The organism is Streptomyces sp. H51 (assembly GCF_035656535.1).
Taxonomy (GTDB): Bacteria; Actinomycetota; Actinomycetes; order Streptomycetales; family Streptomycetaceae; genus Streptomyces.
On record NZ_JAYMHD010000074.1, the window covers coordinates 1 to 14,973 of the forward strand.

The following is a 14,973-nucleotide window of genomic DNA, read 5'->3' on the forward strand; positions in this document are numbered from 1 at the left end:
GGGGCGGACCCCGTGCGGGTGCGCACGGTCAGCCCCGCGGTGCGCAGCTCGGCCTCGCGGTCCGCCACGGCCGCACGTCCGGCGTGCGGGCCCCCGCGGTGCATTCGTCAGGCCGCTGCTTCCGCGTCCTCGGCGGGCTTGCGGTGCCGGCCGTGAGGGGCCGTGTCACCGTCCTGGGCCGAGATCGGGCCCCGGTGCCGGCCGTGGCCGGTGTCCTCCCGGGCTTCGGCGGGCAGCGGCTGCATGATACGTGCGTCGCTCATCGGAACTATTCACCCCGTCAAAACATGATCTCTTTACAGCCCGGCGAGTCTATCCAGCCCCCCGAGGGCCGGATCCAGGCGACCGGCCGACCGGGACTATTTCGTTACAAGACCCCCCAACGGCGCCTGCTGCAACGGCACCGGACGCGGCGCGGCGGGCTCCGGTTCGTCCTCCCGCGGTGACGCGCCGTCCGGCGGAGCCGAGGCGCCCGGTGACGCGGGGCCGGCGTCCTCCGCGGCCGGTGCCACGCGCTCCCACACCGCCCGTACCGCCGTCGCGCCGCCCTCCGCCTGCCGTACGGGCGCCGGCACCCGCGCCACGCCGCACGGCACCTCGTCCGTCGCGTACGGCAGCAGCAGCACACCGTCCGGCGTGCACAGCCCGGCGCCCGCCAACCACCCCTCGGGCGCCGGGAGATGGTGGATCCGCCCGCCCTCCGGCCGCCACACGCCGACCCAGCCGCCGGCCGGTCCGTCGATGCGCAGCGCCACCGCACAGCTCTCCGGCGTCAGCACCTGCCCCGGCTGGATCGCGAACGGCGTCACCGCGCAGCCGGGCAGCCGCAGGCTCTCGGGGAAGCGCACCGGCAGGGTGCTGCCGAGCACGCCCCAGCCCAGCCGCTCCTGTCCGGGCGAGGGCGCGTCCGAGCTGATCAGCAGCAGGCCGCTGTCCAGGTCGGCGAGCAGCAGCCGGTCGTCGCTGTCGGCGGCGATCTGCAGCAGCGGCGAGATCTCGCCGCCCCGCTCCAGGTCGGTCACGACCGTCTTGGTCCGGCCGCCGGTCTCCCGGTCCAGGGCCAGCATCCGCCCCGACCGCTCCAGCCACACCCCGCCCGAGCAGCGCCCCGGGACCTCCGCCACGGGCTCCGGTCCGAAGGCGCCGCCCACCACCCGCCACACCGTGCTGGAGCGCCGGCCCACGACGAGGGCGTACGCCCGCTCGCCGCCCGGCGCCGGCGGCAGCAGCCGCAGCCGGCTGCCGGGCTCCGGGCACTCGACCGTCCCGAGCGGCAGCTCACCCGTGCCCGGTCCGGTCGGGTACAGCAGCGCGAATACGTGCCGCCCCTCGGCCGTCCGGCGGATCAGCACCCGCCCGTCGCCCATCGGCTGCACCTCGCTGCCCGGCTGCTCCGGCCGGCTGCCGGGCAGCGGGACGGCGTACGGCTCGGGACCGTCCAGTGTCCAGCGCTCCGGGAACCAGGAGTCGCCGTCCGGAGCGAGGCGGGCGGCGTAGGAGCCGTCCACGGTGATCGTGCAGCAGCCCGCCCGCGGGGCGCCGTCCCCGGGCGCGGTCCCGGGCTCGATCGCACAGGCCGTCATCGTCTGGTCACCTCCTGCGACGACGCTAGTTTTCGTACGCGCAGGCGGGGTCAGGCTGGCGCCCGCTTCACACATAAGGGTGGCCCAGGAACGATTCTGCTGAGGAAACGGCGACCCGTGTGCTGAGGGTGGGCCGACCCCGCACGGTCCCCGGCGCCGGCCCTCGGAGCCGGTGCCCGGCACCGGTTCAGCGGCGCGGTGCAGGCAGGTAGCCTTTTCCCGTGCCCCGTCTGTCTGAAGTCATCGCCGCGCTGGAGAACCTGTGGCCCGCCGAGCGGGCCGAGTCCTGGGACGCGGTCGGCACGGTCGTCGGCGACCCCGACCAGGAGGTCACCCGGGTCCTGTTCGCCGTCGACCCGGTCCAGGAGATCGTGGACGAGGCGGTGGAACTGGGCGCCGACCTGCTGGTCACCCACCACCCGCTCTATCTGCGCGGGACGACCACGGTCGTCGCCTCCACCTTCAAGGGCCGCGTGGTGCACACGCTGATCAAGAACGACATCGCCCTGCACGTCGCCCACACCAACGCCGACACGGCCGACCCCGGCGTCAGCGACGCGCTCGCCGGCGCGCTGGACCTGCGGGTGACCGGCCCCCTCGTCCCCGACCCGAGCGACCCGCACGGCCGCCGCGGCCTCGGCCGCGTCTGCGAACTGGACCACCCGCTGCCGCTGCGCGACCTCGCCGCCCGCGCCGCCGAGCGGCTGCCCGCCACCGCGCAGGGCATCCGGGTGGCCGGCGACCCCTCGATGACGGTCCGCACCGTCGCCGTCAGCGGCGGCTCCGGCGACAGCCTCTTCGACCACGTCCGGGCGGCCGGCGTCGACGCCTTCCTCACCGCGGACCTGCGCCACCACCCGGCCTCCGAGTTCATGGCGGCCGGCGCCCACCGTCCCCTCGCGCTGCTCGACGCGGCGCACTGGGCCACCGAGTGGCCCTGGTGCGAGCTGGCCGCGAGCCAGCTCGACGAAATCTCCGACCGGCACGGATGGGACCTGCGCGTCCACGTCTCCAAGACGGTCACCGACCCCTGGACCAGTCACTCCCCTTCACCTGGAGCCCCCAACTGAACGCCGCGCCCGCCGACCAGATCCGACTCCTCGACGTCCAGGCCCTCGACGTGCGCCTGCAGCAGCTCGCGCACAAGCGGAGGTCGCTGCCCGAGCACGCCGAGATCGAGTCGCTGACCAAGGATGCAACCCAGCTGCGCGACCTCCTGGTGGCCGCGCAGACCGAGGAGAGCGACTGCGCCCGCGAGCAGACCAAGGCCGAGCAGGACGTGGACCAGGTGCGCCAGCGCGCCGCCCGCGACCAGCAGCGCCTGGACTCCGGTGCGATCACCTCGCCCAAGGACCTGGAGAACCTCCAGCGGGAGATCGCCTCCCTCGCCAAGCGCCAGGGCGACCTGGAGGACATCGTGCTGGAGGTCATGGAGCGCCGCGAGTCGGCGCAGGAGCGGGTGAACGAGCTGACCGAGCGCGTCGCCTCCGTCCAGTCGAAGATCGACGACGCGACCGCCCGCCGGGCCGCCGCCTTCGAGGAGATCGACGGCGAGGTGGCGTCGGTGACCAAGGAACGCGAGGTCGTCGCCGCCTCCGTCCCCGCGGACCTGCTGAAGCTCTACGACAAGCTGCGTGAGCAGCAGGGCGGCATCGGCGCGGCGAAGCTGTACCAGCGCACCTGCCAGGGCTGCCGCCAGGAGCTGTCCATCACCGACATCAACGACATCCGCGCGGCCGCCCCCGACACGGTGGTGCGCTGCGAGAACTGCCGCCGCATCCTGGTGCGCACGGCCGAGTCCGGCCTGTAGGGGCGGGTCGTGCGGGAGTTCGTCGTCGAGGCCGACGGCGGGTCGCGGGGCAACCCGGGACCCGCCGGGTACGGCTCCGTGGTACGCGACGCGGCGACGGGGGAGACCCTGACGGAGGCCGCGGAGTACATCGGCGTCGCCACGAACAACGTGGCCGAGTACCGGGGGCTGCTGGCCGGTCTGCGCGCCGCGCACCGGCTGGACCCGTCGGCCACCGTGCACGTCCGCATGGACTCCAAGCTCGTCGTGGAGCAGATGTCGGGGCGCTGGAAGATCAGGCACCCCGACATGAAGCCGCTGGCGATGCAGGCGGCGCGGGTGTTCCCGCCGGACCGGGTGACGTACGAGTGGATCCCGCGGGACCGGAACAAGCACGCGGACCGCTTGGCGAACGAGGCGATGGACGCCGGAGCCCGGGGCGAGCAGTGGACGGAGCCGGCGTCGGCGCCCACGGCCGAGGTGGCCGCGCAGGCCGCGTCCCCCGCCGAGCCGACGGCCCCGCCCGCCGCGCCGACGGCCCCGCCCGCCGAGCCGACGGCCCCGCCCGGAGACGCGAGGAGCGGCGCGGCGAAGGCGCGCGAGGCACTGGCGCGCGGCCGCGACCGGGCGGGCACTCCGGCCGGCGGCGAGGCCGCCGAGGCCGATGCCGACGTCCGTGCCGCGCGCACCGTGGCTTCTCCCGGCTGGGCCCCCGCCGACATGGGCGCCCCGGCCACCTTCGTGCTGCTGCGGCACGGCGAGACGCCGCTGACCCCGCAGAAGAGGTTCTCCGGGTCCGGCGGCAGCGATCCGTCGCTCTCCGCCGTCGGCAGGGAGCAGGCCGAACGGGCGGCGGCAGCCCTCGCCCGGCGCGGCACGATCCAGCACGTCGTCGCCTCCCCCCTCGCCCGCACCCGCGAGACCGCCGGCATCGTCGCCGAACGCCTCGGCCTGGAGGTCGGCGTCGACGACGGCCTGCGCGAGACGGACTTCGGCGCCTGGGAGGGCCTCACCTTCGCCGAGGTGCGCGAACGCCACCCCGACGATCTGAACGCCTGGCTCGCCGACCCGGAGGCCCAGCCGACCGGCGGCGGCGAGAGCTTCGCGGCCACCGCCACCCGGATCGCCGCCACCCGCGACAAGCTGACCGCGGCCTACGCGGGCCGCACGGTCCTGCTCGTCACCCACGTGACGCCGATCAAGACGTTCGTACGGCTCGCCCTGGGCGCCCCGCCGGAATCCCTGTTCCGCATGGAACTGTCGGCGGCCTCCCTGTCGGCGGTGGCCTACTACGCCGACGGCAACGCGAGCGTCCGCCTCTTCAACGACACCTCCCACCTGCGCTGACCGGGCCCGGGAACGCCGTCGGGGCAGCTGCCGTGCGTGCCGGGGCAGGCGTCGAACGCCCAATCCGTCGTTCTTCGACAGGCTCGACCCGAACGGCCGCCTGGTGGCCGTGGGCGCTGTCGCGGGTCAGCCGCCCGCGGACTTCGGCACGAAGACCATGGCGGCGTTCCGGAAGCCGCTGTCCTTCGCCGCTCTCATCGGCCGTGGCGAGATCGAAGCGGTGGTGCACGAAGTGCTGCCGCCGGACGAAGCCGGGCCGGCGCACCGGAAGCTGGAGGCGGGTGAAGTGCCCGGCAGGATCGTACTGACGCCTTGACTCACGCCCTCTCCGTTTCCACGGTGGACCGTGCCGCCCGTTCGCCCCCGGGCCCGAGGTCCGGTACGGAAGGCGGCAGGCGACTCGGCCTCGCCGCCCGCGAACCTCAGTGCACCTGGTCGACCAGCACGTCCAGCGCCCAGGCGCGGCCCGCCGCCGTGGGCGCCTGCGCCTCGACGACATATCCGAGGTCACGCAGCGCCTCCACCAGCTCGCCCGGCGCCGACACCGCCGCGCCCGCCGTGAGCAGGCTCCGGACGATCCGGCCCTTGGTCGCCTTGTTGAAGTGGCTGACGACCTTCCGGGTCGGCGCGTGCAGCACCCGCACGGTCGCCGTCCGCCCGGCGACCTCGCCCTTCGGCTTCCACGCGGCGGCGTACGCGGAGGACCGCAGGTCCAGCACCAGCCCGTCCCCGGCCGCCTCCGGCAGCACGGACGCCATCGGCGCCCGCCAGTGCGCGGCGAGCGCCCCGAGCCCGGGCAGCCTGACGCCCATCGAACAGCGGTAGGAGGGGATCTCGTCGGTCACCCGGACCGCCCCCCACAATCCGGAGAACACCAGCAGCGAGCGCGCCGCCCGCTCCTTCGCCGCCGCGTCCAGGGACGCCAGGCCGAGGGCGTCGTACAGCACGCCGGTGTAGATCTCCCCGGCGGGCCGGGTGCCGGCCGTGCGCAGCCCGGCGTTCTTCGCGACCTCGCCGCGCAGTCCCTCGCTCAGCCCCAGGACCTCGCGCGCCTTGTCCTCGTCCCCGGCACACAGCTCGACCAGCTCGTCGAGCACGGCCGCACGGGCGGCGGCCAGTCCCGGCAGCGAGAGCGACTCCGGCTTCAGCGGGGCGCCACGGCCGGGAGCGGCCTTGCCTTCGGACGGGGGCAGCAGGACAAGCACGGACGGATCTCCTTCGATTCAGCTCTGCGCCAGCGTACGGGGGCCGGAGACCGCCCCGAGACGCGCCTGCCGCTCCTCCCCCGAGCCTGGTACCGAAGGCCCGTGCCGTCCTACCAGGAACCCTCCGGCTCCAGGGGTTCGAAGTCACCGGCCGGCTGGTAGGTCAATTGCCTGGCGTATTCAAAAGGGAAATCGTCCGGCGCTCCGGCTTCGTTGAAGCGGTCCAGTTCTTCGATCTGAGGGGCCCAGTCGCCATACTGAAGGCCGATGGCCATGGGCGCGTAGGGGTGACACCATCCTTGCTGGGAGCCCTTTCTCGCTCCATCCAGTGTCGTGACATTCGCGTAGTCGAGCGTGTTCGCACAGGCTTCGCAGTGGAGGCTGGGGCACCCCATCAAGTCCACATCCACTTCAGGGTTCATGCCCATACTCCTGGCGGCGGCCAGGATGCACATTTCGGCGTGATTGCTCGCTGCGTCTCTGGTGAACTTCTTGGCCAGGCAGACGCCGTCGAGTTCGGCCTGCCATTCTTGTGCCGCCATCCAATGGGCCAGGTCGTGCATCCCCCTCCTTGCGCTGGTCACGCCGCCGACCTTGCTGATGATCATTTGGTTCGTGTTGGTGATGGCGACGGTCCAGTTGACTTCCTGGCCGCCACCGTCGAGATGTTCCACCATCCAGCCGAGTGTGCGTTCGATCATGTCCTCTTTCGGGGTCATCGCGATCCCTCCATCGGTTCTCGGCAGGCCCATTTCCCCGATACGCGCAGACTCGGTGAGGCCGGCGCGCATTCACCCCATTCGGTGGCACGGGGCAAAGGCTGGCATCGGGCGGTACGACGCGGATCAATTCGCTGTCGCTCGTACCCGGAGATTCAGGTCACAGGAGGCCCGGCGAACAACCGCCAGGACGGCCTCCGATCCAGAGTCTGCCGAGGATTCGTGTTCCGCAACTCGTCCGTCCGGCGGCTCAAGGCGGCGAGGCTCCCGGCCCGGCATCCGCCCCGGCATCCGCCCCGCTCACACCTGACGCGCCCTCAGATGCCCGCCCCAGGAGGCGTCGTAGGCCCGGAGGCGCCCGCCGGGGACCGTGGCAGAATCTGCGGGTGCAGATCGGGATGCTGGGTCCGTTGGAGGTCCGCGCGGACGACGGCGCCTCGGTCGACGTGCCGGGCGTACGCCTGCGCGGACTGCTGGCCGCCCTCGCACTCAGGCCGGGGCAGGTGGTCCCGAGGACGTCGCTGATCGACTGGATCTGGGGCGAGCACCCGCCCGCCGACGCGACCAACGCCCTGCAGCGCCTGGTCTCCCGGCTGCGGAAGGCGCTGCCCGACGGGGCGGTCGAGGGGCAGCCGGCCGGCTACCGGCTGGCGGTGGACCCCGACGCCGTCGACGCCGTGCGGTTCGAACGTCTCCTCGGCACAGGCCCGGGCGCCGGGGACGCCGCCCGGCGGGTGCGGCTGCTGCGCGAGGCCCTCGGCCTGTGGCGCGGGGCGGCCCTGCAGGACGTCGGCCTGCACGACAGCGCCGCGTGCGGCGCCGCGGCCGCCAGGCTGGAGGAGTTGCGGCTGACCGCCCTGGAGGAGCGGTGCGACGCGGAGGCCGCCCTCGGACACCCGGTGGACACGGTCACGGAGCTGTCCGACTTGGTGGCCGCGCACCCGCTGCGGGAACGGCTCGTCGCCGCGCTGATGCGCGCCCTCGCCGCGGCCGGCCGCGACAGCGAGGCGCTGCTGGTGTACCAGCGGGCGCGGGAAGCCCTGGCCGACGCGCTGGGCGCCGACCCCTCGCCGGACCTGGCCGCGCTGCACCTCGCGCTGCTGCGGGGCGAGCCGGGGAGGCGGCACGAGGGGCGCAGGACCAACCTGCGGGCCGAGCTGACCGCCTTCGTCGGCAAGGACGCCGACGTCGCCGCCGTCCGCGAGCTCGTCGCCGGGCACCGGCTGACCACCGTGATCGGGCCGGCCGGCTCGGGCAAGTCCCGGCTGGCCGCGGAGACCGCCCACACCCTCCTCGACGACCTGCCGGACGGGGCCTGGCTGGTGGAGCTCGCCGCCGTCCGCGCGAACGGCGACGTGGCCGACGTGGCGCAGTCGACGCTCGCCGGACTCGGCCTGCGGGACGCCCTGCTCGGCGGGGCCGCGAACGCCGAGCCGACGGACCGGCTCGTCGCCGCGATCCGCGAACGGGAGGCGCTGCTGATCCTGGACGACTGCGAGCACGTGATCGAGTCCGCGGCGGTCTTCGCCCACCGGGTGCTCGGCGAATGCCGGCGGCTGCGGATCCTCGCCACGAGCCGGGAACCGCTCGGCATCACCGGCGAGGCGGTGTGGCAGGTCGAGCCGCTGTCCCTGCCGGCGGTGGACGCGACCCCCGACGAGATCGCGGCCTCACCCGCGGTCCGGCTGCTGCGGGACCGGGCCGGGGCGGTGCGCCGCGACCTCGCGGCCGACGCCCGCACGCTGGCGACGATGGCGCGCGTGTGCCGGGCCCTGGACGGGATCCCGCTGGCGATCGAACTGGCCGCGGCCCGGTTGCGCACCATGTCCGTCGACCAGCTCGCGGCCCGGCTCGACGACCGCTTCCGCCTGCTGACCGGCGGCAGCCGGACCGCGCTGCCCCGCCACCGGACGCTCCGCGCGGCGATCGACTGGAGCTGGGAACTGCTCACCGACGCCGAGCGGGCGGTGCTGCGCCGGCTCTCGGTGTTCTCCGGCGGGGCGAGCCTGGAGGCGGCCGAACGGGTCTGCGCGGGCGACGCGGGCGACGCGGGCGACCCGGTCGAGCCGGAGGACGTACTCGACCTGCTCACCGCGCTCGCCGAGAAGTCGCTGCTGCTCGCCGAGGGCGACGGCGCCCCGCGCTACCGCATGATCGGCACGATCAGGGAGTACGCCCGGCACCGGCTCGCGGAGGCGGGCGAATCAGACCGGGCCCGCCGCGCGCACCTGGCCTGCTTCACCGAGCTGGCCGAGATCGCCGAACCGCACCTGCGCCGGGCGGAACAGCTCGAGTGGCTGGCCACGCTCGAGGCGGAGCACGACAACATCGGTGCCGCGACGCGCGGCGCGCTGGCGGCGGGCGAGGCACAGGCGGCGATGCGGCTCGCGGCGGGCGCGGGCTGGTACTGGTGGCTCGGCGGCCACCGCACCGAGGGCCTGGAACTGCTCACCGCTGCCACCCGCGTCCCCGGCGAGGTGACCGACGAGGTCCGGGCCATGGCGTACGCGCTGGTCGTGCTGTTCGTCAGCTCCGGGCGGGGCGACGAACGCCAGGCCGCCGAGTGGATCCGCGAGGCGCACCGGTTCAGCCGCCGCAGCCCGCGCCGGTACCCGCTGCTGGGGCTGGTCGACGCGCTGGAGCACATGCTGCGGGCGCCCGGCGAGTTCCTGCCCGCGTTCGAACCGCTGCTCGACAACGAGGACCCCTGGGTGCGCGCGCTGGCCCGGCTGCACCTGGGCAAGATGCGGATCGTGCTCGGCCGGCACGGACGGGACGCGGACGCCTACCTGGAGACGGCGCTCGCCGAGTTCCGGGCGCTCGGCGAGCGGTTCGGCATCTCCTTCGCGCTGACCGAGCTGGCGGACCGCCTGGCCGCGCGCGGCGACCTCGCCCGCGCCCGCGACTCCTACGAACAGGCGATAGCGGTCGTCACCGAGGTCGGCACCACCGAGGACGTCATCCGGATGCGGTCGCGGCAGGCCCAGCTCCACTGGCTGCTGGGCGACCGGGACGCCGCGGCGGCCGCCCTCGCCGAGGCGCAGCGGCGCGCGGAGCGGGTCACCTGGCCGGACGCGCTGGCCGAACTGGCCCTGTCCAGGGCGGAACTCGCCCGGTGGGCCGGTGACGCCGAGGAGGCACACCGGCAGCTCGGCCTCGCGACGGCCGCGTGGGGCGACGAGGCGCGGATGGCGAACGTCCGCGCGGTGACGCACGACCTCCTCGGCTACCTCGCCCACGACCTCGGCGAGGCCCGGACGCACCGCGCGGCGGCCTGCGCGGCCGCCGCCGAGGCGGGATACGCGCCGCTGCTCGCCCGGACCGTCGTCGGGGTGGCGGACCTGGCCCTGCGCCGCGACGAGCCCGAGCAGGCCGCGCGGCTGCTCGCGGCCGGCGCGGACGTGTGCGGGCTGGAAGACCGCTCCCAGCCGGACGCGGCCCGCATCGAGCGGGCCGCGCGGCGCCGCCTGGGCGACACGCGGTTCGACGAAGCGGCCGCGGAGGGGGAGCGGACCGGCTGGTCCCGACTCGTCGAGGTCACGCTCGCTTCCTGAACGTGGAGACCGCCCACGCGTACCCGAGGGCGGCGAGCCCGACGCACCAGGCGACGGCTGCGTAGGCGTCGCCGCTCGACGGATGGCCCGCCAGCAGCCCGCGCAGCGTCTCGATGATCGGGGTGAAGGGCTGGTACTCGGCGAACTGCCGCACGCCCGCCCCCATGGTGTCCGCGGGCACGATCGCGCTGCTCAGGAACGGCAGCATGACCAGCGGCACGGTGGCCAGGCCCGCCGACTCCGCGGTCTTCGCGGCCAGCCCCAGGGCGACGGTGAGCCAGCCGGCCGCGAAGGCGAGCAGCAGGATCAGGCCCAGCACGCCGAGCCAGTCGAGGGCGCTCGCGTCCGGGTCGAAGCCCAGCGCGAAGGCCACGGCGACGATGGCCGCGCAGGCCACCAGACAGCGCACGGTGGTGACGACGACCTGCCCGGTCAGCACGGCGCCGCGGGAGACGTCCATGGCCTTGAACCGGTTGATGATGCCCTTCCTCATGTCGTCGTTCACCGCCGTCGCGGTGGACCCCAGCCCGTAGCTGACCGCCATCACCAGCAGGCCCGGCGTCGCGTAGTCGATGTAGTCCTCGCCGACGCTGAAGGCGCCGCCGAGCACCTTGACGAACATGAGCATGAGCACGATCGGGAAGAGGACCGCGTTGAACACCACGAGCGGATTGCGCAGGGTGTGCTTCACGTTGCGGCGCAACATGATCGCCGAGTCGGCCAACGCCGTGGACAGGCCGCTCACTTCGCCACCGCCTCGACACTCGGGCGCCCGGTGAGGGCGAGGAACACGTCGTCGAGGTCGGGTCTGTGCACGGAGAACTCCTGGGCGTTGATCGTGTTTTCGTCGAGCCGGTCCAGCAGGGCCCGCAGCGACCGTGACTCACCGTCGCTGGCCACCCGCAGGGTCAGCTCCTGGTCGTCGCGCGCGGAACCGGCCAACAGCCTTGCCGCGGCGTCGAGTTCGTCGAGGCCGGCGAACCGGAGCCGGACGTGGGTGCCCGGTACCCGGCGCTTGAGCTCCTCGGGAGTGCCCTCGGCGACCAGCCGGCCCCGGTCGAGCACCGCGATCCGGTCGGCGAGCTGGTCGGCCTCCTCGAGGTACTGCGTGGTGAGGAAGATCGTGGTGCCGGCGGCCACCAGCTCGCGGACGATCCCCCACATCGTGCGCCTGCTGCGCGGGTCGAGTCCGGTCGTCGGCTCGTCCAGGAAGATGATCCGCGGGTCGCCGACCAGCGTCATCGCCAGGTCCAGCTTCCGGCGCATACCGCCGGAGTAGGCCGACGCCCTGTCGTCCGCCGCCTCCACCAGGTCGAACCGCTCCAGCAGCCCCGCGACCAGCCGGTCCGCGGCGGGCACCCGCTTCAGGTCCGCCATCAGCCGCAGGTTCTCCCGGCCCGACAGCAGTTCGTCCACCGCGGCGAACTGACCGGTCACCCCGATCGCCGCGCGTACCTGCCGGGTCCCGGCCGCCACGTCGTGCCCGGCCACGCGCACCGTCCCCGCGTCGGCCGTCAGCAGCGTCGCCAGGATGTTCACCGTCGTCGTCTTGCCCGCCCCGTTCGGGCCGAGCAGGGAGAAGACCGTCCCCGCGGGGACCTCGAAACCGATGCCGTCGAGGACGGCTCTGTCGCCGTACGCCTTGCGCAGCCCGGAGACCGCGATCGCCGAATTCTTCATGCCCCCACCGTCGCGACCGCCCCTGACACCAACCTGTCACGCCCCTGACACGCCCGCTGACACGCGCTCCCGCCCCCGCGGCCGTCGTCGTCGTGGGCGTGCCGATCCTGTGCCACGATCGAGGGAACGGTTCCCGATCCCACGGACAGGTGATCTCCGATGTCCCAGGCTGGCGAGCGACCGAAGGAGGGGCGTGACATGACCGCCATGGCCCATGAGCCGCTCACGCAGGCGGAGGTCCTGCTGGAGGGCTTTCTCGCCCTGGACACCCCGGAGGGTTTCCGGGCCGAGCTGATCGACGGGGAGATCGTTGTGACACCGCCGCCGGACGGGGATCACGAGAAGTACATCAGCCGCATCGTGAGGCAGGTGATCAGGCGGTCCCGGTCCGACATGGACTGCTCCGGCAACAAGGGGCTCAAGCTGGTGAGCGGAGGCGCCTGTCCCAGGAACCACGCGATCCCGGATGCCACCTTCGCCCCCGTCGACCGTGACCTCTTCGCGGGTGCCGAAGCCTGGATGCCCTGCGACGGTGTCGCCATGGTGCTGGAGGTGACCTCCACCAAGCCCGCCGCCGACCGCGAGGCCAAGCGCCGCTGCTACGCCCGCGGAGGCATCCCGCTGTACCTGCTCGTCGACCGTGAGGCCGCGTCGGTCACCCTGTTCGCCGACCCGCGGAACGACGACTACCGCCAGGTCTGCACCCTCCCCTTCGGCAAACCGCTGCCCCTTCCCGAGCCGTTCGCCTTCGAGCTGGAGACCGCGGACTTTCTCTGAACCCGCGGGCGTTGCACCCTGAGGACGACGCGGAGACAGGGGGCGGCGCGTGGAGCAGGCACGGTGGACCAGGGCACGTCTCGGCCGCTGCGGCCCCCGCCTCGACCTGCTCACCGCCCGCTTCGACACACACGTCTACGCGCCCCACGCGCACGACGAGTTCACCGTCGGCGTCTGCGTGGCCGGCTCCGAGGTCATCGACTACCGCGGCGGTCACATCCGCACCGGCCCCGGCTCCATCGTCGTCCTGGCCCCCGGCGAGATCCACACCGGCGGGCCCGGCACCCCCACCGACGGCTACGCCTACCGCGCCCTGTACGCGCGGACCGAACTGCTCACGGACGGCACCCTCGGCGGCGTACCGCACTTCCGCGAGCCGCTGATCGACGACCCGGAGCTGGCCATGGCGGTCCTGCGCACCCACACCGAACTGAGCGCCTGCCCGGACCCCCTGGAGACCGAGTCCCGCCTGCCGTGGCTGCTCACCGCCCTCGCCCGCCGCCACTCCACCGCCCGCCCGGCGGACGACGCCGTGCCCGGCGCCGACCGCATCGCCCGCGTCGTACGCGACCGCCTGGCCGACGAACTCCTCGACCCGCCGTCCCTCGCCGACCTGGCCACCGACCTGGGCCTGTCCCGCTACCAGCTGCTGCGCGCCTTCCGCACCGCCATGGGACTGCCGCCGTACGCCTGGCTCGCGCAGCACCGCGTCCACCGGGCCCGCGGCCTGCTGGACGCCGGTCTGCGCCCCGCCGAGGCGGCCGGCCTGGTCGGCTTCGCGGACCAGGCGCACCTGACGCGCTGGTTCCGCCGCGTGCTCGGGGTCACCCCGGCGGCGTACCGCAACAGCGTTCAAGACGGCGGGTGCTGACCGGCCGGAGACTCGCCGCATGACTGCACGTGGCTGGTTCCTGTTCTCCCTGATGGGAGTGGTCTGGGGCGTTCCCTACCTGTTGATCAAGGTGGCGGTGGAGGACCTCTCCCCGTCGGCGGTGGTGTTCACGCGCTGCGCCGTGGGCGCGGCCCTGCTGCTCCCGTTCGCCCTGCGCGGCGGCGGTCTCCCCGGCACGCTGCGGACGCACTGGAAGCCGATGCTGGCCTTCGCGTGCCTGGAGATCATCGTCCCGTGGTTCACGCTCACGGACGCCGAACGCCGCCTGTCCAGCTCCACCGCCGGCCTGCTGATCGCGGGCGTCCCGATCGTCGGCGTCGCGGCGGCCCGCCTCCTCGGCGACACGGAACGGCTCGGCGCCCGCCGGGTGGCCGGCCTGGCGCTGGGCCTGGCGGGCGTGGCCGTCCTCACCGTCCCCCACCTCACCGGCGGCGACGCCCGCTCGCTGGCCGAGGTGCTGCTGACGGTCGTGGGCTACGCGACGGCGCCGCTGATAGCGGCCCGCCGGCTGAAGGACGTCCCGACGCTCCAGCTCATCGCCCCCTGCCTGGCCCTGGCTGCCCTGGTCTACGCCCCCGCCGCGGCGGCGACCCGGCCCACGGCCCTGCCCGCGCCCTCCGTGCTGGCGTCCCTGGCCGGCCTGGGCGTCGTCTGCACCGCGCTGGCCTTCGTCGCCTTCCTCGAACTGATCAAGGAGATCGGCCCGACCCGCTCGACGGTCATCACGTACGTCAACCCGGCGGTGGCCGTGGCGGCCGGGGTGCTGTTCCTGGACGAGCGGCTGACGGCCGGCACGATGGCGGCCTTCGCCCTGATCCTGGCGGGCTCGGTGCTGGCCACGGCGGGGTCGGCGCGGAAGGCCCCGCCGCGCCCGGTAACATGGCCGACACGGCAGACGAGCCGGGCGGACGGCCGCGTGGAGTCCCCCTGACGGGGGTGCTCCCCGAGGAACGTCCGGGCTCCACAGGGCAGGGTGGTGGCTAACGGCCACCCGGGGTGACCCGCGGGACAGTGCCACAGAAAGCAGACCGCCCGGCACTTCGGTGCCGGGTAAGGGTGAAACGGTGGTGTAAGAGACCACCAGTGCCCAGGGCGACCTGGGCAGCTGGGTAAACCCCACCTGGAGCAAGGTCAAAAGGAAGCACTCCGGTGTTTCTGCGCGGACGACCGAGGGCTGCCCGCCCGAGTCCGCGGGTAGACCGCACGAGGCCGGTGGCAACACCGGCCCTAGATGGATGGCCGTCGCCGGCGGGCCCGCGAGGACCCGCCGGAACAGAACCCGGCGTACAGCCCGACTCGTCTGCCGCCACCTGCGACGTGCTCGGGAAGGGCCTCCGACCTGTGTCGGAGCTGCTGCAGGGTAAGACCGCCTCGTTCTACGCCACCGTCTCCGAACGGTTGAGGACGTTTCACGATGACGTGCGGCA

General features: G+C 73.9%; 12 protein-coding genes, 1 other RNA gene and 2 pseudogenes. 9 read left to right on the forward strand and 6 right to left on the reverse strand.

The features are described 5' to 3' along the window. Window positions 1-107: 107 nt before the first annotated feature. Window positions 108-263, reverse strand: coding sequence for a hypothetical protein (locus VKA29_RS26545; protein WP_324788515.1), 156 nt, complete (start codon window positions 261-263; stop codon window positions 108-110). Window positions 264-359: 96 nt separating this feature from the next. After that, on the reverse strand, window positions 360-1,583 hold the full coding sequence (locus tag VKA29_RS26550) for a hypothetical protein (RefSeq protein ID WP_324788516.1): 1,224 nt from the start codon (window positions 1,581-1,583) through the stop codon (window positions 360-362). 221 nt (window positions 1,584-1,804) lie between these two features. Here VKA29_RS26550 and VKA29_RS26555 point away from each other — a divergent pair, with 221 nt between their 5' ends. The 4 genes and pseudogenes from VKA29_RS26555 to VKA29_RS26570 form a co-directional block, all read left to right on the forward strand. Further along, a complete protein-coding gene (locus tag VKA29_RS26555) occupies window positions 1,805-2,653 on the forward strand; it encodes a Nif3-like dinuclear metal center hexameric protein (RefSeq protein ID WP_324788517.1) in 849 nt (282 codons plus the stop codon). Then, complete coding sequence (locus tag VKA29_RS26560; protein ID WP_324788526.1) at window positions 2,650-3,393, forward strand: zinc ribbon domain-containing protein; 744 nt, start codon at window positions 2,650-2,652, stop codon at window positions 3,391-3,393. Before VKA29_RS26555 ends, VKA29_RS26560 begins: the two co-directional genes overlap by 4 nt. A gap of 9 nt (window positions 3,394-3,402) precedes the next feature. After that, entirely contained in the window at window positions 3,403-4,719 is a 1,317-nt protein-coding gene (locus VKA29_RS26565; RefSeq protein WP_324788518.1) for a bifunctional RNase H/acid phosphatase, read from the forward strand. A gap of 64 nt (window positions 4,720-4,783) precedes the next feature. Beyond that, window positions 4,784-5,035: pseudogene (locus tag VKA29_RS26570) on the forward strand (zinc-binding dehydrogenase); the annotation flags it as partial. A 106-nt stretch (window positions 5,036-5,141) separates the two neighbouring features. Here the strand turns inward: VKA29_RS26570 and yaaA are convergent. After that, window positions 5,142-5,924, reverse strand: coding sequence for a peroxide stress protein YaaA (gene yaaA, locus VKA29_RS26575; protein WP_324788519.1), 783 nt, complete (start codon window positions 5,922-5,924; stop codon window positions 5,142-5,144). Between the two features lie 110 nt (window positions 5,925-6,034). After that, a complete protein-coding gene (locus VKA29_RS26580) occupies window positions 6,035-6,643 on the reverse strand; it encodes a hypothetical protein (RefSeq protein WP_324788520.1) in 609 nt (202 codons plus the stop codon). A 386-nt stretch (window positions 6,644-7,029) separates the two neighbouring features. On the opposite strand from VKA29_RS26580, the gene VKA29_RS26585 reads away from it, so the two are divergent. Next, window positions 7,030-10,197, forward strand: coding sequence for a BTAD domain-containing putative transcriptional regulator (locus tag VKA29_RS26585; protein ID WP_324788521.1), 3,168 nt, complete (start codon window positions 7,030-7,032; stop codon window positions 10,195-10,197). Here VKA29_RS26585 and VKA29_RS26590 read toward each other — a convergent pair. After that, a complete protein-coding gene (locus tag VKA29_RS26590) occupies window positions 10,181-10,942 on the reverse strand; it encodes an ABC transporter permease (protein ID WP_324788522.1) in 762 nt (253 codons plus the stop codon). The genes VKA29_RS26585 and VKA29_RS26590 overlap by 17 nt on opposite strands. Beyond that, window positions 10,939-11,877: an ATP-binding cassette domain-containing protein gene (locus VKA29_RS26595; protein WP_324788523.1), complete on the reverse strand. Its 939-nt coding sequence runs from the start codon at window positions 11,875-11,877 to the stop codon at window positions 10,939-10,941. Before VKA29_RS26595 ends, VKA29_RS26590 begins: the two co-directional genes overlap by 4 nt. Before the next feature lie 207 nt (window positions 11,878-12,084). Here VKA29_RS26595 and VKA29_RS26600 point away from each other — a divergent pair, with 207 nt between their 5' ends. From VKA29_RS26600 to rnpB, 4 genes and pseudogenes are all read left to right on the forward strand, one after another. Beyond that, window positions 12,085-12,654, forward strand: coding sequence for a Uma2 family endonuclease (locus VKA29_RS26600; protein WP_324788527.1), 570 nt, complete (start codon window positions 12,085-12,087; stop codon window positions 12,652-12,654). Between the two features lie 49 nt (window positions 12,655-12,703). After that, entirely contained in the window at window positions 12,704-13,525 is an 822-nt protein-coding gene (locus VKA29_RS26605) for an AraC family transcriptional regulator (protein ID WP_324788524.1), read from the forward strand. A gap of 52 nt (window positions 13,526-13,577) precedes the next feature. After that, window positions 13,578-14,324, forward strand: a pseudogene (locus tag VKA29_RS37075) (DMT family transporter); the annotation flags it as partial. Window positions 14,325-14,442: 118 nt separating this feature from the next. Further along, window positions 14,443-14,849, forward strand: an RNA gene (gene rnpB / locus VKA29_RS26615) — RNase P RNA component class A. The last annotated feature ends 124 nt before the right edge of the window (window positions 14,850-14,973 follow it).

What these genes read in the sequence shown, in the direction of transcription:
- VKA29_RS26545 (WP_324788515.1), bottom strand. Translation starts at nt 263, where the DNA reads ATGAGCGACGCACGTATCATGCAGCCGCTGCCCGCCGAAGCCCGGGAG.
- VKA29_RS26550 (WP_324788516.1), bottom strand. Translation starts at nt 1,583, where the DNA reads ATGACGGCCTGTGCGATCGAGCCCGGGACCGCGCCCGGGGACGGCGCC.
- VKA29_RS26580 (WP_324788520.1), bottom strand. Translation starts at nt 6,643, where the DNA reads ATGACCCCGAAAGAGGACATGATCGAACGCACACTCGGCTGGATGGTG.
- VKA29_RS26595 (WP_324788523.1), bottom strand. Translation starts at nt 11,877, where the DNA reads ATGAAGAATTCGGCGATCGCGGTCTCCGGGCTGCGCAAGGCGTACGGC.
- VKA29_RS26600 (WP_324788527.1), top strand. Translation starts at nt 12,085, where the DNA reads ATGGCCCATGAGCCGCTCACGCAGGCGGAGGTCCTGCTGGAGGGCTTT.